General features: G+C 70.3%; 16 protein-coding genes and 1 rRNA gene. 3 read left to right on the top strand and 14 right to left on the bottom strand.

The genetic code is table 11. The features are described 5' to 3' along the window. A 16S ribosomal RNA gene (locus BLW84_RS19180) occupies nucleotides 1-146 on the bottom strand; the annotation flags it as partial. A 373-nt stretch (nucleotides 147-519) separates the two neighbouring features. Beyond that, entirely contained in the window at nucleotides 520-927 is a 408-nt protein-coding gene (locus tag BLW84_RS19175; RefSeq protein ID WP_093267180.1) for an HAD-IA family hydrolase, read from the bottom strand. A 114-nt stretch (nucleotides 928-1,041) separates the two neighbouring features. On the opposite strand from BLW84_RS19175, the gene BLW84_RS19170 reads away from it, so the two are divergent. Further along, nucleotides 1,042-1,401: an Rv3235 family protein gene (locus tag BLW84_RS19170; protein ID WP_093267140.1), complete on the top strand. Its 360-nt coding sequence runs from the start codon at nucleotides 1,042-1,044 to the stop codon at nucleotides 1,399-1,401. Here the strand turns inward: BLW84_RS19170 and secA are convergent, their stop codons facing one another. From secA to BLW84_RS19135, 7 genes are all read right to left on the bottom strand, one after another. Further along, nucleotides 1,402-4,278, bottom strand: a complete 2,877-nt coding sequence (gene secA, locus BLW84_RS19165; protein ID WP_093267139.1) for a preprotein translocase subunit SecA — start codon at nucleotides 4,276-4,278, stop codon at nucleotides 1,402-1,404. A gap of 188 nt (nucleotides 4,279-4,466) precedes the next feature. After that, entirely contained in the window at nucleotides 4,467-5,141 is a 675-nt protein-coding gene (gene hpf / locus BLW84_RS19160; protein ID WP_093267137.1) for a ribosome hibernation-promoting factor, HPF/YfiA family, read from the bottom strand. A 420-nt stretch (nucleotides 5,142-5,561) separates the two neighbouring features. Beyond that, nucleotides 5,562-6,248: a ComF family protein gene (locus BLW84_RS19155; RefSeq protein WP_093267178.1), complete on the bottom strand. Its 687-nt coding sequence runs from the start codon at nucleotides 6,246-6,248 to the stop codon at nucleotides 5,562-5,564. Nucleotides 6,249-6,307: 59 nt separating this feature from the next. After that, the gene (locus BLW84_RS19150) at nucleotides 6,308-8,023 is read right to left on the bottom strand and encodes an LpqB family beta-propeller domain-containing protein (RefSeq protein ID WP_093267136.1); all 1,716 of its coding nucleotides are present in this window, start codon (nucleotides 8,021-8,023) and stop codon (nucleotides 6,308-6,310) included. After that, nucleotides 8,020-9,741 carry an MtrAB system histidine kinase MtrB gene (mtrB, locus tag BLW84_RS19145; protein WP_093267134.1) on the bottom strand — a complete coding sequence of 574 codons (1,722 nt, stop codon included), beginning with the start codon at nucleotides 9,739-9,741 and terminating at the stop codon, nucleotides 8,020-8,022. Before mtrB ends, BLW84_RS19150 begins: the two co-directional genes overlap by 4 nt. A gap of 291 nt (nucleotides 9,742-10,032) precedes the next feature. Continuing rightward, entirely contained in the window at nucleotides 10,033-10,710 is a 678-nt protein-coding gene (gene mtrA / locus BLW84_RS19140) for an MtrAB system response regulator MtrA (protein ID WP_093160527.1), read from the bottom strand. A 248-nt stretch (nucleotides 10,711-10,958) separates the two neighbouring features. After that, nucleotides 10,959-11,606 carry a dTMP kinase gene (locus BLW84_RS19135; protein WP_093267132.1) on the bottom strand — a complete coding sequence of 216 codons (648 nt, stop codon included), beginning with the start codon at nucleotides 11,604-11,606 and terminating at the stop codon, nucleotides 10,959-10,961. A 109-nt stretch (nucleotides 11,607-11,715) separates the two neighbouring features. Here BLW84_RS19135 and BLW84_RS19130 point away from each other — a divergent pair, with 109 nt between their 5' ends. Continuing rightward, nucleotides 11,716-12,189, top strand: coding sequence for an OsmC family protein (locus BLW84_RS19130; protein ID WP_093267131.1), 474 nt, complete (start codon nucleotides 11,716-11,718; stop codon nucleotides 12,187-12,189). 34 nt (nucleotides 12,190-12,223) lie between these two features. Here BLW84_RS19130 and ahcY read toward each other — a convergent pair whose 3' ends face one another. After that, a complete protein-coding gene (gene ahcY, locus BLW84_RS19125) occupies nucleotides 12,224-13,687 on the bottom strand; it encodes an adenosylhomocysteinase (protein WP_093267129.1) in 1,464 nt (487 codons plus the stop codon). 409 nt (nucleotides 13,688-14,096) lie between these two features. Between ahcY and BLW84_RS19120 the strand changes: the two genes are divergently transcribed. Beyond that, nucleotides 14,097-16,772 (top strand): alpha/beta hydrolase family protein, encoded by a 2,676-nt coding sequence (locus BLW84_RS19120; RefSeq protein ID WP_093267128.1) that lies wholly within the window; start codon nucleotides 14,097-14,099, stop codon nucleotides 16,770-16,772. A 388-nt stretch (nucleotides 16,773-17,160) separates the two neighbouring features. On the opposite strand, the gene BLW84_RS19115 is transcribed toward BLW84_RS19120, so the two are convergent. The 4 genes from BLW84_RS19115 to BLW84_RS19100 form a co-directional block, all read right to left on the bottom strand. Then, entirely contained in the window at nucleotides 17,161-18,699 is a 1,539-nt protein-coding gene (locus BLW84_RS19115) for an amino acid permease (RefSeq protein ID WP_177226554.1), read from the bottom strand. A gap of 260 nt (nucleotides 18,700-18,959) precedes the next feature. After that, the gene (locus BLW84_RS19110) at nucleotides 18,960-19,883 is read right to left on the bottom strand and encodes a cation diffusion facilitator family transporter (protein ID WP_093267125.1); all 924 of its coding nucleotides are present in this window, start codon (nucleotides 19,881-19,883) and stop codon (nucleotides 18,960-18,962) included. A gap of 108 nt (nucleotides 19,884-19,991) precedes the next feature. Continuing rightward, nucleotides 19,992-21,236 (bottom strand): mannose-6-phosphate isomerase, class I, encoded by a 1,245-nt coding sequence (manA, locus tag BLW84_RS19105; protein WP_093267123.1) that lies wholly within the window; start codon nucleotides 21,234-21,236, stop codon nucleotides 19,992-19,994. Between the two features lie 106 nt (nucleotides 21,237-21,342). Further along, on the bottom strand, nucleotides 21,343-22,422 hold the full coding sequence (locus BLW84_RS19100; protein WP_093267176.1) for an SIS domain-containing protein: 1,080 nt from the start codon (nucleotides 22,420-22,422) through the stop codon (nucleotides 21,343-21,345).

Here is a 22,422-nt window from a genome sequence, read left to right as displayed (position 1 = left end):
CTTATCCCAGAGTGCAGGGCAGATTACCCACGTGTTACTCACCCGTTCGCCACTCATCCACACCCGAAAGTGCTTCAGCGTTCGACTTGCATGTGTTAAGCACGCCGCCAGCGTTCGTCCTGAGCCAGGATCAAACTCTCCAACAATGCTGTTGAACAATCCCAGCAGACACTCAAACCCAACCGGGCGAGCGTCATACTCAAAGAAACCACCAACCACACACAATCTGCATGGTCGGGGGCATAAAAGAACACTAACCAAAACAGTCCGCTGTTGAGTTCTCAAAGAACACACCCACACCATCACCCGGCCCAATCAGGACCGCAGCTCCGGGGAGCATTTCCTCTTCACCGCTTATCCGGTTCGCCCACTCTACCACTCACTCGTGGGAGCTTGGTTCGCGACCCGCATCAGGCCCGGCCCGGTTTTCCCGGCCCGTGTCGCTCTGACTTGGATAAATTTACACACCCCCAAAACACCCCCCGCAACCACCCCCCCCTTAAACATCAAAACACCAGGTCAGAGGCTGATTTCGAGGCCGAAGAGGGCAGCCAGCTCGATGACCGTCGAATCGACGTCCCGGTGGTGGACTCCGACCATGCCCGCCTCGACCGCGCCGGCCACGTTCCGGCGGAGGTCGTCGACGAAGACGCACTGCCTCGGTTCCAGCCCGAGCCGGCGCGCGGTCAACCGGTAGATCTCGACGCCCGGCTTGGCGACGCCGACCGCCCCGGACAGCACGACGGTGTCGAACAGCTCGGTCAGGCCCGGATCCGCGAGCCCGTTGGCGTTGGACACGAGGGCGGTTCCGATCCCGGCGCGGCGGATGCGCTGCGCGACGTCCAGCAGCGGCGGAACGCCGGACGGCTCATCGCCCGGATCGTCGAGCACCCCGGCGTAGTCCAGCAGCAGTCCCTTCAGATCCACGAGCCGCACGGTAGCTCACACGATCGGGGCGTTCCGGGGCCGAAGGTGACCGGATCCGGACCGCAAGTTCCTCAGTTAAGCGGGAGCCCAGTCCGCCGACCGCCTGGAGGCGCCATGACCGCAGTGCTGTCGATCGAAACGACGCGGCCGGCGGAGGCGGTGGCGGACGGCAGCGCCTCCGCCGTCGCGGGGTTCGTCGGCGAGCTGGTCTTCGACGTGCTCGCCGGGCGCCGGGCCTTGCACGAGGTGCGCGAGCACCTCATGCCGCAAGTGGCCGGGCTGCTGTTCACCACCCGGCTGCACGCAGCACAAAGCCCGGACTACCGGTTGCGATCCGTCCACGCCTGCCTGGTCACCGACTGCGCGGTGGAGGCCTGCATGATCGTCGGAACGCACTACCGGGTCCGGGCCCTGGTGTTGCGCTTGGAACAGGACAGCGGGCACTGGGTGTGCACGCTGCTGTCCCTGGTCTGATCAGCGCTTCTTGTGCTTCTTCGAATCGGCTCGGGCGGCGGCCCGGCGCTCGCGGCGGGTGCCGCTGCGCGACTCCGGTCCCTGGTCGCCGTCGCGGCTGGTCTCCACGTCACCGGTCTCGTTCGGCCCGGAGTAGCTCAGGCCCCGCTGCGTCGGCGAGTCGAGTCCCTTGCCGCGCAACGCGGACGGGACCTGCTCGCCGTCCGCCGCAGTGGGCAGCTGGCTCAACGCGGGGCCGGCGGATGCGGGCCGGGCGCGCTTGGGCCGCGGTTGCGGCGCGGGCTGGGCCGTCGGCTGCGGGGTCTGGGGCACGTCCGGCGTGCCGCTGCCGACCTGGCTCACCGACACCGGCACGGCCGGCGCTTCCGGCGCGGGCTGCGGCTCGGCCGCCTCGACCTGGACGTTGAACAGGAACCCGACGGATTCCTCCTTGAGCGCCTCCAGCATCGCCCCGAACATGTCGAAGCCCTCGCGGCGGTACTCGATCAGCGGGTCGCGCTGCGCCATCGCCCGCAGCCCGATGCCCTCCTTGAGGTAATCCATCTCGTAGAGGTGCTCGCGCCACTTGCGGTCCAGGACGCTGAGCACCACGCGACGCTCCAGCTCGCGCATCGCGCCCTGGCCGACCTTGCCGTCGACATCGGCCTCGCGGTTGGCGTACGCGGCGCGCGCGTCCTCCAGGATGAGCTCCAGCAGGCGCTCCTTGGACAGGTCCTCCTCGTCGTCGACGAGGGCTTCCCAGCTGATCGACAGCGGGAAGAGCGTCTTCAGCGCGGTCCAGAGCTTCTCGAAGTCCCAGTCCTCGGCGTAGCCCTCGGCGGTCTCCGCGTCGACGTAGGCCGTCACCACGTCGGTCAGCATGTGCATGACCTGCTCGTGCAGGTCCTCGCCGTCCAGCACGCGGTGCCGCTCGTCGTAGATGACGGTCCGCTGCTGGTTCATGACCTCGTCGTACTTGAGGACGTTCTTGCGGATCTCCATGTTCTGCTGCTCGACCTGGGTCTGCGCGCTGCGGATGGCGCGGCTGACCATCTTGTGCTCGATCGGCACGTCGTCGGGCACCTTGAGCCGGGTCATCACGGTCTCGACCATCGCGGCGTTGAAGCGCCGCATCAGCTCGTCGCCCAGCGACAGGTAGAACCGGGACTCGCCCGGGTCGCCCTGGCGGCCGGAACGACCGCGCAGCTGGTTGTCGATGCGGCGGGACTCGTGGCGCTCGGTGCCCAGCACGTAGAGGCCGCCGACCTCGCGGATCTCCTCGCCCTCGGCCTTGACCTGCGCCTTGATCTTCTCAACGACCGCAGGCCACTCGGCCTCGTACTGCTCGCGGTTCTCCACCGGGTCCAGACCGCGGCCGCGCAGCTCGGCGTCCGCGAGGTGGTCGATGTTGCCGCCGAGCACGATGTCGGTACCGCGGCCGGCCATGTTGGTGGCGACCGTGACCGCGCCCTTGCGACCCGCCTCGGCGATGATCGCGGCCTCCCGCGCGTGGTTCTTCGCGTTCAGCACGTTGTGCGGGATGCCCTTTTTGGTGAGCAGCTTCGACAGGTACTCGGAGCGCTCCACGCTGGTCGTGCCGACCAGGACCGGCTGGCCGGCCTGGTACCGCTCCTCGATGTCCTCGGCGACCGCCTCGAACTTCGCCGGCTCGGTCTTGTACACCAGGTCGGGCTGGTCGGCGCGGGCCATCGGCTTGTTCGTCGGGATCGGCACCACACCGAGCTTGTAGGTGGTGTGGAACTCCGCCGCCTCGGTCTCGGCGGTACCGGTCATGCCGGCCAGCTTGTCGTAGAGGCGGAAGTAGTTCTGCAGCGTGATCGTGGCCAGGGTCTGGTTCTCGGCCTTGATCTCGACGCCTTCCTTGGCCTCGATCGCCTGGTGCATGCCCTCGTTGTAGCGGCGACCGGCCAGGATGCGGCCGGTGAACTCGTCGACGATCAGCACCTCGCCGTCGCGGACGATGTAGTCCTTGTCGCGCTTGTAGAGCTCCTTGGCCTTCAGCGCGTTGTTGAGGTAGCCGACCAGCGGGGTGTTGGCCGCCTCGTAGAGGTTTTCGATGCCGAGCTGGTCCTCGATGAGCGTGACGCCGTCCTCGGTGACGCCGACGGTGCGCTTGCGCTCGTCCACCTCGTAGTGCCGGTCGCGCTTGAGCATCGGCGCGAGCCGGGCGAACTCCTGGTACCAGCGGGAGGACTGGTCGGCGGGGCCGGAGATGATCAGCGGCGTCCGGGCTTCGTCGATCAGGATGGAGTCGACCTCGTCGACGACGGCGAAGAAGTGCCCGCGCTGCACGCAGTCGGCGAGGCTCCAGGCCATGTTGTCGCGCAGGTAGTCGAAGCCGAACTCGTTGTTCGTGCCGTAGGTGATGTCCGCGGCGTAGGCCTTGCGGCGCTGCTCCGGCGTCATGTCGGCCAGGATCGCGCCGACCTCCAGGCCGAGGAAGCGGTGCACGCGGCCCATCCACTCGGCGTCGCGGCGGGCCAGGTAGTCGTTGGTCGTGACGACGTGCACGCCGTTGCCGGTGATCGCGTTGAGATAGGCGGGCAGGACGCAGGTCAGGGTTTTGCCCTCACCGGTCTTCATCTCGGAGATGTTGCCGAGGTGCAGCGCCGCGCCACCCATCAGCTGCACGTCGAAGTGCCGCTGGCCCAGGGTGCGCTTGGCACCCTCGCGGGCCACCGCGAACGCTTCGGGCAGCAATTCGTCGAGGGACTCGCCGTCGGCGTGGCGGCGTTTGAACTCGTCGGTCTTGCCCCGCAGCTCGGCGTCGGACAGCGCGACGATGTCCTTTTCAAGCTCGTTGATGTGCGCCGCGATGTTGCGCAGACGCTTGAGCATCTTGCCCTCGCCGGCGCGGAGCAGTCGGGACAGGACCATCCGGTCGACCTCACTAGCTGATCGTGACGCGTCCGTCACGGACGCTTTGCGGTCATCGTATTAGAGCTGGTAGTGGGGACCCGCCATCCGGTGCAGGTCCGGGTGGCGGACCCCCACACGCGACTGTCCCCCGCGAACCACGGTACGCGGGGGACAGCCGTTCGGGTCGGCGTTGGCGCAGACTCGCCCTATAGCGCGTCAGCCAACCTGATCACTCCGTAGTCGAATCCCTTCCTCCGGTAGACCACGCTGGGCCTACCGCTGTCCGCATCGGAGAAGAGGTAGAAGTCGTGTCCGACCAGTTCCATCTCGTAGAGGGCCTGGTCAACCGTCATCGGCTCGGCCGGGTGGTCCTTCTCGCGGACGACTCGGCCTGGTTCGGCGTACCCGTTTTCCGCGGCCATCCGCTGGCCGGGGACCTCGGCGGCGTACTCGTCGACCTCCGGCGGCGCTTCCAGTAGCGCGGTCCGGCCTTCGGCCACGGCCTGGCCCATCACGACGGGCCGGTCCGCCATCGCTGCGGTCGCCTGTGCCACGGATGTCGGGTTGTGCTGCCCGTAGTGCACCTTTCTACGGTCGTGCATGCGCCGGAGCCTGCTCTCCAGCTTGGTCGTGGCGGCGTCGAGTGCGGCGTAGAAATCGCCTGCGCAGGCCTCGGCCCGCACGGGCGAGCCCTTGCCCATCAGCGTGATCTCGACTCGCTGGCAATTCTTGGCCTGGCGGGGATTCCGCTCGTGGAACAGCTCCACGTCCGCCCGGATTGCCTTCTTGTTGTACCGCTCAAGCCGGGTCAACTTCGCATTGACGTGCTCCCGGTAGTGCTCGGGAACTTCGACGTTGCGACCCTTGACGACGATATCCATTCACGACCTCCGTTCCTTGCGTGCCGTAGGCGAGGTGTGCACGGCGGCGCCGGCCAGAAGGCGATCAGCTCACTTCCGGCGCCTGGGACATGGGATTTCGCTCCTTCCCTTCCGCCTGGGTTGGCTGGATTGAGTGGCACGTTAGCTCGGTTTACCGATTTGTGACACCCCCCTTGTCGGGCGAAGTCAAGCGGCCACCGAGAGTGATTGCTGCCACCGTTCGAAGCAGGCAGCGGGCGCGGGCATGCCCTGCACCAGGCGCCCCACCGGCCTCGTTTTTCACCCGATTGGGGGCTACGTGCCGTAGCCCCGCGCCGGGCCGCCGAAGGGCCGGGTCCTGCCTGTTCATAACTGGAAAACGAGTGGACGGCAGGTGAAGTTCCCGCGGCTGTTCGGGTAACGGCAATCCACCCGAATGCCTCAAGCGGCCGTCGCGGTCAGCCCGAGCACCGCGGCGACCTCGATGCCTGCGGTTCCGAGGACGGCCAAGCAGCTCGCGACCGTCGCGCCGGTCGTGATGACGTCGTCGATCAGCACCGCTTGCGCCGCCGGTGGCGGAAAACGACCTGTCCGGCCGAGCACTCGGCCGGACAGGTTGCGCACTCGTTCGGCCGCATCCAGCCCGGCCGAGTCCGCCGCACCGCGCGCGGTCACCAGGCAGTCCGCGACGGCCGCGGGATGACCCGCGGCGGTCAGCCCGGCCGCGGCCCGGTGCGCGATGCGGGACATGTGCGCGCCGCCCCTGCGGCGGGAGGCGATCGCCCGGGACGGCGCCGGCACCAGCTGCCAGGCCGGTTCGAGCCGGTGCTCGACGGTGATCGCGCGCAGGCCGATCGCGATGTGGCGGGCCAGCGGCTCGGCGAGGTGGCGGCGGCCGGACTCCTTGTAGGCGAGCACCGCGCGCCGGGCGGCACCCCGGTACCGGCCGAGCGCGTACACCGGCGGGGCGGCTTCGAACAGCGGGCGCTCGACTCGGCGGAGCCCGCCGAGCTCGCGCGCGCAATCCCGGCACCAGGCCACGCCCACCACGTCGCAGCCCGCGCAACGCAGCGGCAGCATCAGGTCGACCAAGCCGGAAAGCCCTGCACCGAGCCAGGAAACACGCACCGGCCGATGGTGCCGCAGATCGCCGTCCCGACTCACCGGCGCGTGTCGGGATCCGCAGTTCAGCCCGGGAAGAACGGGATCGAACCGCCGCCGATCGAGCCCTGGACCAGGGACCAGACGTCGTCGGTCTCCTTGGATTCCCAGATCCCGCTGCGGTCGCTGACGACCACCCGGCCGCGGTTGGCGACCGTGACCGCCTTCAACGGCTGGCCGAGGTTCGCCGCGGTGAACGGGACCCACCGGAACCCGTCGACCGTCACCTCGAAGACCGGCGTGATGTTGCTGTCGCTGATCGCCACCAGCGAATCGTCCTTCAGCCAATCGACTCCGGTGATCCGAACCCCCGGCGCGGGCAGCGTGATCGGCCGCTGCAGCACGACCTGACCGTCCTGTTCGGACACCCCGGCGACCACGAGGCGCCCGCCGACCACCGCCGCCACCCGGGTTCCGTCGCGGGACAACCGCAAATCGCTGATCGGGCCGTCGCCGGTCAGCTGCCCGGCGTCGACCTGGCGCAGCACCCAGTTGTTCCCGGCGTCCAGCGCGCGGACCACGTTGCGACCGTCCACAACGGTCCACACCTCGGATTTCCCGCGCCAGGTCGGCCTGCTCATGTCGGCGCCGCGCACCGGGAGTTCGGGCAGCTGCGCGCCGTAGCGGCCGACCCGCAGTTCGACGCCGACGCCACCGCGGACGCGCGTGACCGCCGCGAGATGGCTGCCGTCGAGCGACTGACCCGCCCGGAGCACGTCGTACTCGCCCGATCCGGCCGGGCCCTGGATCGGCTGCGCGGTGTCGAGGGAGAGCAGCCGCTCGTCGACCACCACCATCCCGGGCAGATCCGGGCGGGCGGTGTTGTTGGTCTCGTAGGAGTCGAGGTCGGTCGGCCGCAGGTCCTTCCCGTCCGGCAGCAGCGGCGCGCCCTCCACCTTCAGCCGGACCCGCGCGTTGTTGACGCTCTGCAGGGTGAACACCACCTGCGCGGCGATCAGCTGGCGGTCCTCCCGCGGGATGGCGCCGAGATCGCTGAGGTTCACCTCCAGCGCGCCGTCCCCGGGGTCGGTCGGGTTGGTCTTCGGGTGCACGCCGGGCGGGATGGCGGTGCGCATGGCCGATTCCAGCCCCGCGGACGGGCCGCTGGTCAGCAGGTCGATGACCTGCCTGGGCAGGGTGCTCGCCGGTTGCGACACCACGTACCGCACATCCGGGACGATGCCGGTCGAGTCGTGGTCCAGGAAGTAGATCGGGACCGCCTGGTAGACGGTGCTGAACGAGCCCTTGCTCGCCACGATCTCGGGCTGCGGCGTCGCGATGCGCCACTCCCCGTCCGGCTGCAGCTCCACCCGCACCTGGGCCTGGTACTCGCCGACCTCGGGGACGAAGGACGAGTCCGGCAGCAGCCGCCCCACCTTGTCGGCCTGCACGGTGACCATCTGCACGCCGTCGGGCAGCGGCGTGGGCTGCGTCGCCGGGATCGTGTCGACGTTGTCCACGATCAGCAGGCCCGGCGCCGGGGTCCAGCTCCGGCGCGCCGCCGGGGTGAGGTGCTGTCGCGCGGACTCGTGGTTGCTCTCCGGGGCGGCGGACGCGTTGACGAAACTGCGCACCAGTGCGAGCGGGTCGGCGCCGTCCGGCGGCGGAGGCACGGGCGCGGTCGCGTTGCTCTCGTCGACCGCCCGGATCGCCCTCGGGTCCGAGCTCTCCGGGATCGATGCGCACGCCGACACCGACAGCACCACAGCCAGCAGCACCGCCACCCGACGCACGCCGATCATTCGCCCTCCCAGGTGTGTTCGGACAACCGAGCCGGCCCGCGGTCGCGGAAGTCCGGATCGCCGGCCTCACCGTCCTTCGGCGGGTCGACGCTGGCCGCGAGCAGCGCTTCTGGCGCCGCGATCCGGCGGGTACCCGGCATCGACAGCGGGCTGGCGTCGAACGCCTCGCCCGGCCGCCTGGGCAGGGTGAGACGGAAGCACGAGCCCTCGCCAGGTTCGCCCCACGCGTCCAGCCCGCCGCCATGCAACCGGGCGTCCTCCAGGCTGATCGACAGCCCGAGACCAGTGCCGCCGGTACGCCGGTTCCGGGACGGGTCGGCCCGCCAGAACCGGGTGAACACCAGCTCGGCCTCGCCCGAGCGCAGGCCGACGCCGTAGTCCCGGACGGTCACGGCGACAGCCTGCTCGTTGCCGCCGAGGCGGATCTCGACCGGCCCGCCCTCGGCGTGGTCGATGGCGTTGGCCACCAGGTTCCGCATGATCCGCTCCAACCGGCGGGCGTCGGCGACGATGGTGAGCTCGCCCCCGGACGGGGCGATCACCCGCAGCGCCACGCCGCTGGTGTCGGCGATGGGACGCAGCGCCTCCACGGAGCGGTCCACGATCTCGGCGAGGTCGAGCTGCTCGGCCGCCAGGTCGGCGACGCCGGCGTCCAGCCGGGAGATCTCCAGCAGATCGCCCAGCAGCAGCTCGAAACGGTCGAGCTCGTCGACGAGCAGCTCCGTCGACCGGGACAGGCCGGGCGGGAACTGCTCCCGGGAGGCGTGCAGCACGTCGGCAGCCATCCGCACGGTGGTCAGTGGAGTGCGCAGCTCGTGGGAGACGTCGGAGGTGAACCGGCGCTGCAGCTGGCCGAACTCCTCCAGCTGCGTGATCTGCTGCTTGAGGCTGTCGGCCATCTCGTTGAACGACTCCGCCAGCCTGGCCACGTCGTCCTCGCCGATCACCCGCATCCGCTTGTCCAGGTCGCCTTCGGCCAGCTGCTCGGCAATCTGCGCGGCCTGCCGCACCGGGCGCACCACCTGGCGGGTCACCAGGTTCGTGATGGCGCCCACCATCACCAGCAGGACCAGTCCGCCGAGCAGGAGCGTCTGCTGCAGGACCTCGAGGGTGTTCTGCTCGGCGGTCAGCGGGAACAGCAGGTAGACCTGGAGCTGCCGGGTCGCGGTGCTCACCGGCGTCCCCACCGCCAGCATCGTGACGGAGGTGCCCTTCTCCCGGTGCGCGGTGGTGATCTTGGTGGCCAGCTGGCCGCGCTCGACGAACTGACGCAGGTCGGGCGGCACGTCGTCGATCGGGCCGGCGGCCGGCTGCTGCGACCGTTCGCCCGGCGCGCGCCCGTCGACCAGCACCGGCTCGAACGCGCCGGCCACCGTCTCGGTGGTGGACTGCCCGGAGGACGTCGTCGTCAGCCGGTTCAGCGCGGCTTGCAGCTGCTCGGTGACGTTGTCCGCGTTCGGGTCGACCGCGGTCAGCTCGCGCTCCAGGATCGGCAGGCTCACCTCGACCTGCGAGATCGCGGCGGTCTCCTTCGTGGACAGCAGCTGCGACGTGATCTGCCACTGCAGCATCATGCCCAGCGCGAAGACCACGGCCATCGACAGCGCGAGGGTGCTGACCACGACGCGCAGCTGCATCGACCGCCGCCACAGCGCTTCGAAGCGGCGCCAACGGCTGCGGACCTCTTCGCGGACACGACTGACCAGCCGCTGCACCAAGCGGCCTCGACGCGTCCACACCCTCACGGCAACCGTCCCCCGGGCCACTCCGCCACTACGACCCGGCTAGCAACTGTGTCAAAGGCTCGGCCGACCGCCCACACCGGTGCCCCCGACCGATGCGCGTTCCGGATCACCGCGCCCATCCGCAGTCCGGTGCCGGCGGCGCAGTCATTTCCTCTTGTTCCACACCCGCAACTCGCGCTACGCGAATCGCGATCCCGCGCCGAGGTTCCGACCCGGACGAACGGGCGCCCGCTCGCGAGCGGGCGCCCCGGTTCGATCAGGACATCACGGGGGGCCGGCCTTGTAACCGACACCGCGAACCGTCAGCACGACTTCGGGGCGCTCCGGGTCGCGCTCCACCTTGGACCGCAGGCGCTGGACGTGCACATTGACCAGACGGGTGTCGGCGGCGTGCCGGTAGCCCCACACCTGCTCCAGCAGCACCTCGCGGGTGAACACCTGGCGGGGCTTGCGGGCCAGCGCCACCAGCAGGTCGAACTCCAGCGGCGTCAACGCGATCGGCTGGCCGTCGCGGGTCACCTCGTGGCCGGGCACGTCGATCGTCACATCGCCGATGGTGAGCACCTCGGCCGGCTCCGCGTCGGTCCGGCGCAGCCGGGCCCGCAGCCGGGCGACCAGCTCCTTCGGCTTGAACGGCTTGACCACGTAGTCGTCGGCGCCGGACTCCAGGCCCAGCACCACGTCGACCGTGTCGCTCTTGGCGGTCAGCATCACGATCGGCACGACGGACTCGGTGCGGATGGCCTTGCAGACATCGATGCCGTTCATCCCGGGCAGCATCAGGTCCAGCAGGACCAGGTCGGGCTTGAGCTCGCGCAAGGCAGGCAGCGCCTTGGTGCCGTCGCTGACGACGGCCGTCTCGAAGCCCTCACCTCGGAGCACGATGGTCAGCATTTCGGCCAGGGCCGGATCGTCGTCCACCACGAGCACGCGTGCCTTCATGGCCAACATGGTTGCACTTGTCGCCCCGCCGCTGTGCATCCACCCGCTGATCGTCGCCGCAGGTCGGGGCGCGACAACCGAATCGGCCCAGCGAATACCGCCGAATGGAGCATCCAGCTCGGTGGTTTCACACACCGATCCGGTTCGACGCCGCGTGCCGATCGACTCACGTTGCGTAGCAACGGCTTGGGCCGTCTGGACGAGTGTTCACTTCGGACAGTGCGGGCCTTCGCCGCGCCGCCGAACGCTTACCGCGCGAGGACGTGCTGGCCGACGAGCGCGCCGAAGTCCACGTGGTTCACGCCGTCCACGACGACCCACGGCGACCACCAGTCCTCCGCCGCGAGCTGCTGGTAGACCTTGCCGCAACGCTGCTGCAGAGGGGCATCGGACTCGAAGTTGTCCCGCCGGCGGTCCACTTCGGTCCGCTCCCGGTGCTCGGCGCGGGCGGCCGCCACCTCCGTCGGCACCTGCAGCAGGATCTGCAGATCCGGCTTCGGCAGCGCGAAGCGCGTCACCTCCAGCTCGTGGACCCAGGCGACGAAGTCGCCGTGGCTGTCCTGGTGGAGCCGGGCGGCGCCGTAGGCGGCGTTCGAGGCGACGTAGCGGTCGAGGAGGACGACGTCGTGCGCGCGGAGGTCCGCGCGCAGCGCGTCCGCCGCGGCGCGGCGGTCGAGCGCGTAGAGGACGGCCATGCCGTGGACGGAGTCTCCGAGGTCGCCGTGGCGGCCGCGGAGCGCTTCCGCGACGAGCTCGGCGTGGACGTCGTCGGCGTAGCGCGGGAACGCCGAGCGGGCCACGGAGTGGCCGCGGGCGGTCAGTTCCGCCGCGATGCCGTTGGCGAGCGTGCGCTTGCCCGCGCCGTCCAGTCCCTCGATGACGATTAGTCGACCCACGCCGTCGACGGTAGTCCAGCCGCCACACCCCCATCCGGACGCCCTCGCCCGATCGTCCTGGCGCGTGAATTCGCTTTCGCCACAACCTGCTCTGCTGTATACAACCAGTATGCCAAAGACTCACTCGTACAGCGCGACCGTGACCTGGACCGGCAACACCGGAAACGGCACCTCCTCGTACCGCGACTACAGCCGTGAGCATGTCGTGGACATCGACGGGAAGCCGCAGCTGACCGCGTCGGCCGATCCCGCCTTCCGCGGCGATCCCGGCCTCCACAACCCGGAAGACCTCCTGGTCGCATCGCTGTCCGAGTGCCACATGCTCTGGTTCCTCGCGCTGTGCAGCACCTCCGGCATCGTCGTCACCGCCTACCGCGACGACGCGAGCGGCGCCATGGTGGAGGACCCCGACACCGGCGGGCACTTCACCGAGGTCGTGCTCCGCCCGCAGGTGACGATCACCGACCCGGCGATGCTGCCGACCGCCGAGAAGTTGCACGAACAGGCGCACCGCAAGTGCTACATCGCCAACTCGGTCAACTTCCCGGTCCGCCACGAACCGGAGATCCACATCGCGCAGTGACGACCCGCCCGGGCCGGGCGGGAACACAGGCGTTTCAGTACCGGTAGTGGTCCGGCTTGTAGGGGCCTTCCACGTCGACGTCGATGTACTCGGCCTGTTCCTTGGAGAGCTTCGTCAGCTCGCCGCCGAGGGCCGCCACGTGGATGCGGGCGACCTTCTCGTCGAGGATCTTCGGCAACCGGTAGACCTCGTTGTCGTACTCCTCGTGCTTGGTGAACAGCTCGATCTGGGCGATCGTCTGGTTGGCGAACGACGTCGACATCACGAAGCTGGGGTGCCCGGTGGCGTTGCCCAGGTTCAGCAGGCGCCCCTCGGACAGCACGATGATCGACCTTCCGTCGTCGAACACCCACTCGTCGACCTGCGGCTTGATCCGCACCCGGCGCGCGTCGGCGGCGCGGCGCAGGCCAGCCATGTCGATCTCGTCGTCGAAGTGGCCGACGTTGCCGAGGATCGCCTGGTGCTTCATCCGCCGCATGTGGTCGACGGTGACGATGTCCTTGTTCCCCGTTGTGGTGATCACGATGTCGGCCTGGTCGACGACGCTCTCCAGCCGGGCCACCTGGTAACCGTCCAGCATCGCCTGCAGCGCGTTGATCGGATCGATCTCGGTGACGATCACGCGGGCCCGCTGGCCGCGCAGCGATTCCGCCGCGCCCTTGCCGACGTCGCCGTAGCCGCACACCACCGCGACCTTGCCGCCCACGAGCACATCGGTGCCCCGGTTGATGCCGTCGATCAACGAGTGCCGGATGCCGTACTTGTTGTCGAACTTCGACTTGGTCACCGAGTCGTTGACGTTGATCGCCGGGAACAGCAGCTCGCCGCGCGCGGCGAGCCGGTAGAGGCGGTTGACGCCGGTCGTGGTCTCCTCGGTGACGCCCCGGACGCCCGCCGCCGCCCGGGTCCACTTGGTGGGGTCGGCGGCCAGCGACGCGCGCAACGAGTCCAAGATCACCTTGAGCTCGTCCGGATCGTCGTCCGCCGGATTCGGCACCACCCCGGCCGCTTCGCACCGCGCGCCCTCGTGGACCAGCAGGGTCGCGTCGCCGCCGTCGTCCAGGATCATGTTCGGCCCCTGGTCGCCGGGCCAGGTCAGCATCCGCTCGGTGCACCACCAGTACTCCGCCGGTGTCTCACCCTTCCACGCGAACACTGGGACGCCCCCGGGTTCATCCGGAGTTCCGTGCGGGCCGACCACCACAGCGGCGGCCGCCGCGTCGTCGGTGGAGAAGATGTTGCAGGAAGCCCAGCGCACCTCGGCACCCAGCGACACCAGGGTCTCGATGAGCACCGCGGTCTGCACCGTCATGTGCAGGGAACCCGAGATGCGTGCCCCCTTCAGCGGATGCACCTCGGCGTACTCGCGGCGCAGTGCCATCAGGCCGGGCATCTCGTGCTCGGCCAACCGGAGCTGGTTCCGGCCATCGGCGGCCAGCGCCAGGTCCGCGACGGCGGACTCGACACCACCACGGGTCTTCAGCTTCTCCACATTCATCCTTCGACCCCCTCGGGAAGATGCGTGCTGGTCAGGGCACGGATTCGACAGCCGACATCGCACCGAGACTACCGTCGGTGCTCGATTGATCACTGTTGGCGATAACATCTGGCCGGTGCCGCGCAAGCGCCGCTCCGCGCCCGCCCAGCGCGGCCCAGCCGCTGGTCCGCGCCGCACTCCCGGCTTCGCCACTCGCCGACCACGCCGGCCACGGTCGCCGCGCCGCGCGGCTCCCCGCCGACCGCGAGAGGCACCGCGGCCGGAAACACGTCGGGAAACCTGTGACGAATGCGGGACATGGGGTGCCCCGGACGATCACAATCGGAGGGGCAGAGCTCGCCAGATGTCGATCAGCAGTGGAGAATCGCCACCGGCGTTTCGACGATCAACAACCGCACGGGAGGATCCAGTGCAAATACCCGGGCCCGACACCCGCGTCGTCGAGCTGCGGGTACACGGCATCCTCGGTACCACCGGCGACGAGCTGACCGATGCGGTCGCCTCGGTGGACGTCGCCGGCGACGGCATCGGACGCATCATGCGCCCGGCCGACCGACTTCGCCGACCGGTTCCCGGGCCGATGCTGTCGGCCGGGGACCGCTCGGTGCCCCGCATCGTCGAAGGCTACGTCTGGGGCGGCATGACCTCCGGCGGCCTAGCCAAGGCGACCTGGGCCCTGCTGTTCCCGTTCGCGCTGGCCAACATGGCGCACTGGATGCTGCCGCCGGCCCGGACCAGCAACCCGATCAGCACCGCGCTCTCGTCCGCGCTGCGCGCGCTGCTCCGGATTTCGGCCCTGCTGCTGACGATGCTGCTCGTCGCGCAGCTGTCCGTGGTCACCCTGGACCTGGTCGCCGCGCAGTGCCTCGGACCCGGCGTGCCGTGCATGGAATTCGTCCCGGACGCCATCCGGACCATCGACATCCTGCGCGCCTCGGCCGCCCTGCTGCCCGTTGCTCTCGTAATCCTCCTCATGCATCACCTGTCCACTGTGTCCTGGCAGGTCTCCGCTCCGAAGACCGACAAGCCGCAGCACTCGTCGCGGGCGCCGATGCTGCCCGGCGCGAACGTCGTCGCGGACCCGGACACGCCGGCGCTGCGCACCCTGCACGTCATCGCGGCACTGTCCACTGTGGCGCTGATCGCGCTCGGCGGACCGTTCGCGATCAGCGCTGATCCGCGCTGGCTGATCGCCGCGGCGCTGCTCATCTTCTCGCTGGTCGGAACCGTCGCGCTCGACGACCCGGCCGGAATGCGCCCCAGCGGCAAGGAAAAGGCGCTGCGGATCACCCTCGGCCGCACTCCGCGTCGCGCGCTGATGACAGTGGCCTCGTTACTGCTGTGCTCGGTCGCCCTCTTCCCCGGGCAGCTAGCCGGCCCGCTGCCCGGCTCGGGCGGCACGATCGACGCGATCACCGGCGCCTTGGTGATCACCTGCCTCGCGGTGGCCGTCCTGCTCGCGCCCGCCGCCCTGCTCGCCCGCCCCGGCTGGAAGACCTGCCCGCCCCGGCTCCGCCCCTGGATCGGCGGCTGGATGACCGCCCCCGTGCTGATGCTCGCCTGCATGCTCGGCAACGGGTTCGGCGCGGGACTCGGCCTGAGCGTGGCCCGGGCGCTGGGCGCCTCGCAGGAGCCGGGCGACCCGGTGCTCACGCTGCCCGCCGCCTACGACGACGTGACGATCTTCTGGGGCACGACCGCCGTGCTGCTGCTCGCCGCCGGCATCATCGGCACCCCGTGGATGCTGCTGAAGCGGTGGCGCGCTGGACGCGGCGATGGCGACGGCGCGGACGGCACCGTGGGCACCGACGACTCGATTCCCGACGAGGTCGCTTTGCTGCACGCCGGGCGGCCGGCGGACCAGCGCGCCGCGGCCAACGCCTGGAAGTGGGCGGACCTGCAGCGCCGCTACTCACATCTCGTCCTCCTCGTGATCGCTGGGGTGCTGGCCGTCAGCACCGCGTTGACGCTGGTGGCCCGGGTCTCCGAGCTGCCCGGCTTCACCTGGCTGATCGGGGTCGGGGTCGGCGCGCTCGCGACGCTCGCCGTCGGGCTGCTTCGGATGGTGTACCTGGCCGCCACCAAGCGGGATACCGCTCGCTACCTCGGCGTGCTCTGCGACCTAGCGCTGTTCTGGCCTCGCGAAGCACACCCCGTGGTGCCGCCGTGCTACGCGCTGAAGGTGATCCCCGAGCTCGCCGCCCGCGCCACCGAGCACCTCGCCGACCCGAACACCCGCGTCGTCCTCGTCGGGCACAGCCAGGGCAGCCTGCTCGCCGCCGTCGCGACCGCCCGGCTGCTGGAATCCCTGCCGGAGGCCGACCGTGAACGGGTCGGCCTGGTGACCGCGGGCTCCCAGCTCCAGTGGGCCTACCCGCGGGCGTTCCCCGGCGTGGTGCCCCACGCGTCGCTGCGCGACTTGGCCGGCGCGCTCGGCGGCCGCTGGCGTTCGCTGTGCCGCGGCACCGACCCGATCGGCGGCGCCGTGACCACCTGGAACCGGCAGGTCTTCGACGGCATGCTGATCGGCGTCGGGCTGCGCGCCGACGGCACCGAGGGGCCGCTGCCCGCCGCCACCCGCGGGCCCACCGGCGCCCTGGTGCTCGGCGGCGACCACTGGCTCCCCGACCCGCAGCGCGGCCCGTTCTCGTGCCGGCGCTGGGTGCCCGGCGTGCTCGGGCACACCGACTACAGCGGCGACCCGGAGTGGGACCGCGCCGTTGCGATGGCCGCGGGCCTGGAGTCCCCGGTTCGCGGCGCCGCTCTCCCGCTGCAGCCGCAGACCCCTACCCCGGCTCAAGCCCCGGCCACGGCGAGCGCGCCGAAGACACCTCAATTGACGGCGCAGGGCGGCGACGGTGGATCCCTCACCGAGACCATCGAGGGGCTGACCCGCCCGAAGACCGACGCCGACGAGCCCGAAGCCGCCCGGGAGGACGAGCCGGAGCGGACCACGGCGGCGGTGCCACGACAGCAGGACTCGAAGCCCCGACCGGAGCCTTCGGTGCTTCCGGAGATCACCGAGCCCCGCGGGCGCAGCGCCCCGTGGGAGCGCGGCATGGCGTTGCGCGCCTCCGAGCGCTGAGCAACGGCACGCGACCACCCGCTGGCCAGCTCGGCGGCGTACCAGAGCGGCATGGCGCGCTCCACGCGTGCGCCGAGCGCCGACCTCGGGCGCGGCGGAGGCGCTCCAGAAGATCGCGCCTGGCCGACGAAGGCAGCGGGCACGAACACCGAAGGCAAGGGCCCGCCCTTGACCTTGACATTCCCGCCTCCGCGAGCCCTGCCGCGGCGGCGTGCGGGGTGATGACCGTTCCTGGTTTCAGCTGTTCTCCGTGTCATGCCTCCATGATCCTGAGCCGGACGCCGGAGATCATCACTCAGCGAGGTGAACATTTGTTCGAATCGCGGACGAAAAAGCGGCGCCGCCCTCCGAGGGCGGCGCCGCTTCGATCGGTCAGCCAGTCACCCGGCTAGTCCTTGGCGCCCCCGTCCTGGGGCACCGCACCCCCCGCGACCACCTCGCCGGCCTGGCGCTGGGCCAGCCGCGAGTGCTTGCGGCCGTACAGGAAGTAGATCACCACGCCGGCGACCATCCAGACCACGAACCGGACCCAGGTCAGGGCGGTCAGGTTCAGCATCAGCCAGAAGCAGGCGAGGATGGCCAGGATCGGCACCAGCGGCACCAGCGGAGCCCGGAAGCCACGCGGCAGATCGGGGCGGGTCCTGCGGAGCACGATCACGCCGAGCGAGACGAGCACGAAGGCGAACAGCGTGCCGACGTTGACCATCTCTTCCAGCTTGTCCGCCGGGAAGAAACCGGACGCGACGACCACGACCGCACCGACCAGGATGGTGGCCCGGACCGGGGTGCCGTGCTTCGGGTCGGTCCTGGCGAGGCCGCGCGGCACCAGGCCGTCGCGGGACATCGCGAACAGCACGCGGGTCTGCCCCAGCAGCAGCACCATGACGACCGTGGTCAGACCGGCCAGAGCGCCGACCGAGATGATCGCCGCCGCCCAGGTCACGCCGTGCTGGGCGAACGCCGTGGCCAGCGTGGAGCGGGTGCCGTCCTCGGCGGTGGCCAGGTCGGTGTAGGGCACCATGCCGGTGACGATCATCGCGACCGCGACGTAGAGCACGGTGACGATCGCGAGGCTGCCGAGGATGCCGCGCGGCGCCATCTTCTGCGGGTTCTTGGTCTCCTCCGCCGTGGTGGCCACGATGTCGAAGCCGATGAAGGCGAAGAACACCAGCGATGCCCCGGCCAGCAGGCCGAAGACGCCGTACGTGCTGGTCTCACCGCCGAGGATCAGCGACAGCAGCGACTGCTCCAGCTTCGGGCTGTCCGCGCTGCCGGCCTGCGCCGGCGGGATGAACGGGGAGTAGTTGGACGCGTTGACGTAGGCCAGGCCGACCACGATGACCAGCAGCACCACGGCCACCTTGATCAGCGTGATCACCAGGCTGACGCGGGCCGACAGCTTCGTGCCGAGGGCCAGCAGGGTGCACAGCACCACCGTGAGCAGCACGGCGCCCCAGTCGAACTGCAGCGGGCCCAGCGGCAGGACCGTGGGCACCTCCAGGCCGATCAGGCCGAGCACCTGCTCCAGGTAGATCGACCAGCCCTTGGCCACCGCGGCGGCCGCGACGGCGAACTCCAGGATCAGGTCCCAGCCGATGATCCAGGCGATGAACTCGCCGAATGTCGCGTACGAGTAGGTGTACGCGCTGCCCGCGACCGGAACGGTGGAGGCGAACTCGGCGTAGCACAGCGCCGCCAACCCGCAGGCGATCGCCGCGAGCACGAACGCCAGCGACACCGAAGGGCCGGTGACATCACCGGCGGTTCGCGCGGCGAGCGTGAAGATGCCGGCACCGATGACCACGGAGACCCCGAAGACGATCAAGTCCCAGGTCCCGAGGTTCTTTCGCAGCTTGGTGTCCGGTTCGTCGGTATCCAAGATGGATTGTTCGACCGATTTGGTTCGCCACAGCCCAGTGCCTGGCACTGTCGCCTCCCTCATTGAGCCCAAATGGTGGGTCCGCACCCTAACGCGGCAGTATCTAGGCCGGAGCTCGCTGACTTGAGTCCGCCACCCGTTTCGTTAACTCCTTGTAATGCAAACACGCCCTGCTCTTACCCCCGGAAGCGGGATGTCTGCCCGTTTCCCCTACGTACGGTGATCGATCGGGAACGTCCTGACGTCACACAGGCACATGATGTCGGGGATCCCGGACCGGGGCAGCAGTTGGCGCGTCGGGGCGACGGTCAGGCGGTCGCGGTGCGGCCTCGCGCCAGGTCCGGCTCGAGGTAGATCAGCCGGGCCGCGGGCACCTTCGCCCGGACCCGCGCCTCGGCGCCGTCGATCTCGGCCGCCACCTCGGCCACCGACAGCGACGGGGAGATACCGATCTTGGCGGCGATCAGCAGCTCGTCCGGGCCGAGGTACTGGGTCCGGATGTGGATCACCTTCTCCACCCGCTCGGACTCCAGCTGACCCACGATCTCGTCCAGCACCTCGCGGGTCGCGCCCTCGCCGATGAGCAGGCTTTTGGTCTCGACGATCAGCACGATCGCGATCGCCCCCAGCAGCACGCCGATGCACGCGGTGCCGATGCCGTCCCACACCGGGTCACCGGTCAGCACCGTGAGGCCGACGCCGCCGAGCGCGAGCACCAGGCCGATCAGCGCGCCGAAGTCCTCCAGCAGCACCACCGGCAACTCCGGGGTCTTGGCCTGCCGGATGAACTGCCACCAGGTCAGCTCGCCCTTGATCGCCTTCGATTCCCGGATCGCGGTGATGAAGCTGAAGGTCTCCAGGCCGATCGCGATCAGCAGGATGACCACCGCCACCCACGCCGCGTGCAGCGGCTCGGGGTGCTGGATCTTGTGGATGCCTTCGTAGAGCGCGAACACCGAGCCCAGGCTGAACAGCAGCAGCGCGACGACGAACGAGTAGAAGTAGCGGTCCCGGCCGTACCCGAAGGGGTGCTCCGGGGTCGGCTTGCGCTGCGAGGTCTTCTGCCCGAGCAGCAGCAGGCCCTGGTTCGAGGTGTCGGCGACCGAGTGCACCGCTTCCGCCAGCATCGACGAGGAGCCGGTGAACAGGAACCCGCCGAACTTGGCCACGGCGATGCCCGCGTTCGCGGCCAGCGCTGCCAGGATGGCCTTGGTTCCGCCTCCTGCTGACACGATGTATCTCCCGATTCGGTGTGCGGGGAGGCCGGTGCCCGGCCCGATGACGGGAGAAATCTACCCGGTGGCCCCCCGCCCGGGGATCAGGTCCGCAGAACCGCGACCTCAGAACACGCCCGCGGCGGCGCGGAAGACCTGCGCGCTGCCGTCGGTCTCGAGCTCGACCGGGTGCACCTCCACCGCCGGGTCGGACGCCGCCAGCCACACCGAGTGGCCGCGGTCCAGCACCAGCTCGCGCGGCAGCGACCCGTTGCCGCTGGTCAGCCGGACGCGTCCCCTGGTGCACAGGAGGATCTGCGGCCCGGGCGAGTCCAGCCGGACCGCGCCGCCCTCGGCCGGCGTCCAGTCCAGCCTGGACAGCTCGAACTCGTCGGCCGGCGTCCGGTAAGCGGTCAGGTTGGCGTCCAGCGACTCGCCCTTGAGCACCCGCATGTCGCCGCAGGCGAAGTCGAGGACCCGCAGCAGCTCGGGCACGTCGACGTGCTTGGGGGTCAGGCCGCAGCGCAGGATGTTGTCGGAGTTGGCCAGGATCTCGATGCCGGTGCCGTGCAGGTAGGCGTGCAGGTTCCCGGCAGGGAGGAAGATCGCTTCGCCGGGCTGGAGCACGATCCGGTTCAGCAGCAGGCTGGCCAGCACTCCGGCGTCGTTCGGGTACGCCTCGCCGAGTTCGAGCACCGTCCGGCACTCCAGCCCGAACTCGCCGTGCTCCCGAACGTGGGCCACGCAGGCTTCCAGCAGGTCCGGCAGCACCTCGCGCAGGTAGTGCTCGGGGAGCGTGATCCAGGTGGTGAACAGGGCGCGCAGGCCGTCGGCATCGGGTTGCGCGGCCAGCAGTTCGCGGTGGGCGCGCAGGCTCGGGACGGCGAGCTCGTCGAGCAGGCGCACGGTCCGCTGCGCGTCGCGGAACCCGGCCAGCGCGTGGAACTCGGTCAGCGCGCAGATCAGCTCGGGCTTCGCGGTGGGGTCCGGGTAGTTGCGGTTGGGGGCGTTGCGGGCGATGCCCGCTCCCTCCTCCCGCTGGAAGCCCTCGGCCGCCTGCGCCGCGGACGGATGCGCCTGCAGGCTCAGCGGCTCGTCGGCCGCGAGCACCTTGAGCAGGAACGGCAACCGGTCGCCCCAGCGGTCCACGCACGCCGGGCCGAGGTGGTGCGCCGGGTCGCTGTCCAGCAGGGACAGCAGCGACACCTCTTCCCCGCCGGGCCGGACCACCCGCGACGGGTCGCCCGGGTGGGCGCCCATCCACAGCTCGGCTTCGGGATGCGGCGTGGGGACGGGCCGACCGAGCAGATCAGCAATAGCGGTACGCGAGCCCCACGCATAGGGGCGCACCGCGTTCCGCAGTAGCTCCACAGTCGATTCTCGCTTCCTCGTCCTAGCGTCTGCTCGTGCCCGACGCCCAGCACAGCACACCGCGCCCGACCGGCGGGCGGCATCGGGGCATCCCCTGAACTTTCCCTCAGTGCACCGCCATCGCCGGCCAGCCGGGCCCGTTCAAGGTTCCGGCGGCCAGCCCCAGGTACACGGCGGCCAGATCGAACCGGGCGGCCAGCGCCGCGGATCGCAGCACGGGGTCGTCGCCCACCGACTCGCCGGGCGTGACCAGGTCCGCGCTGGGCAGGTCCCGCGTCGCGGCTCGCTCGAAGGCCTCCCCTCGCGCGTCGTAGCGCGCGCTGACCAGGAACACGCGCAGCAGCGCCCCCGGGGTGTCCTCGGGGTCGGCGAACAGGTCCGCCTCGGAGCCGACTGCGGCGGCGGCGCGGTGCAGCGCCCGCTCGGTGGCCGCCTGCGGGTAGTCGGCGACGCCGCAGGCCACGCCGGCGTGGCAGCCGAGCGCGAACGCGCCGTGCGCCGCCACCGCCGTCGACACCGGGTCGAGGCCCCAGAGCAGCGGGGCCCGGTCGGCCAGCCGAAGCGCCAGCGACTTCGCCGGGTTGACCAGTGATTCGTGGCTCGGGTGCGCGCGTTCGGCTTCCTTGTCGAGCACGTCGGCCAGGTTCTCGGCGTCGAAGCTGAGCAGACCGAGAGCACCGAGCATGCTGAGCCCGGCCGCGAAGACGTGCGCGAACGACAGCGCCGGCGGCACCGGGATGCGCGGCGGGAGCAACTTGGCGCGGCCCGCACCGGCGGCCGCGACCGGGCCGTCGGCCGGGGCGGCGAGAACAACCGACGCCCCGCGGCGGCAGGCCACCGAGACCGACTCGGCCAGCAGCACGTCGCCGACGTCGTCGGTGTGCGCGAAGACGACGTCCAGCGCGCCGACCCACGCCGGGACCGATTCGGCGATCACCAGCGGGACCGGGCATCGCGGCCCGGCCAGGGCCGCCAGCAGGCTGCAGACCGCCGGGCCGACGCCGGGCCGCACCAGCAGCACCACGGCGCGCGGGCGCCCGTCGGCGAGCTCGGCCAGGTCCGCTTCGCCCGCGCTCTCCACCGCGGCTCGGACCTGCGCCCCGGAGAGCGCGGCGAGCCTCAGCAGGCCGCCGGAATCCACATCGGCCAGCCTGGCCGGGTCGTCGAAGAGACTGTCGTCCAGCAC

It is taken from the genome of Saccharopolyspora shandongensis, assembly GCF_900106995.1.
Lineage (GTDB): Bacteria > Actinomycetota > Actinomycetes > Mycobacteriales > Pseudonocardiaceae > Saccharopolyspora > Saccharopolyspora shandongensis.
Note: the sequence above shows the minus strand (reverse complement) of the source record. Positions and strands in the feature narration are given on the sequence as shown.

What these genes read in the sequence shown, in the direction of transcription:
- BLW84_RS19170 (WP_093267140.1), top strand. Translation starts at nt 1,042, where the DNA reads ATGACCGCAGTGCTGTCGATCGAAACGACGCGGCCGGCGGAGGCGGTG.
- secA (WP_093267139.1), bottom strand. Translation starts at nt 4,278, where the DNA reads ATGGTCCTGTCCCGACTGCTCCGCGCCGGCGAGGGCAAGATGCTCAAG.
- hpf (WP_093267137.1), bottom strand. Translation starts at nt 5,141, where the DNA reads ATGGATATCGTCGTCAAGGGTCGCAACGTCGAAGTTCCCGAGCACTAC.
- BLW84_RS19150 (WP_093267136.1), bottom strand. Translation starts at nt 8,023, where the DNA reads ATGATCGGCGTGCGTCGGGTGGCGGTGCTGCTGGCTGTGGTGCTGTCG.
- mtrA (WP_093160527.1), bottom strand. Translation starts at nt 10,710, where the DNA reads ATGAAGGCACGCGTGCTCGTGGTGGACGACGATCCGGCCCTGGCCGAA.
- BLW84_RS19130 (WP_093267131.1), top strand. Translation starts at nt 11,716, where the DNA reads ATGCCAAAGACTCACTCGTACAGCGCGACCGTGACCTGGACCGGCAAC.
- ahcY (WP_093267129.1), bottom strand. Translation starts at nt 13,687, where the DNA reads ATGAATGTGGAGAAGCTGAAGACCCGTGGTGGTGTCGAGTCCGCCGTC.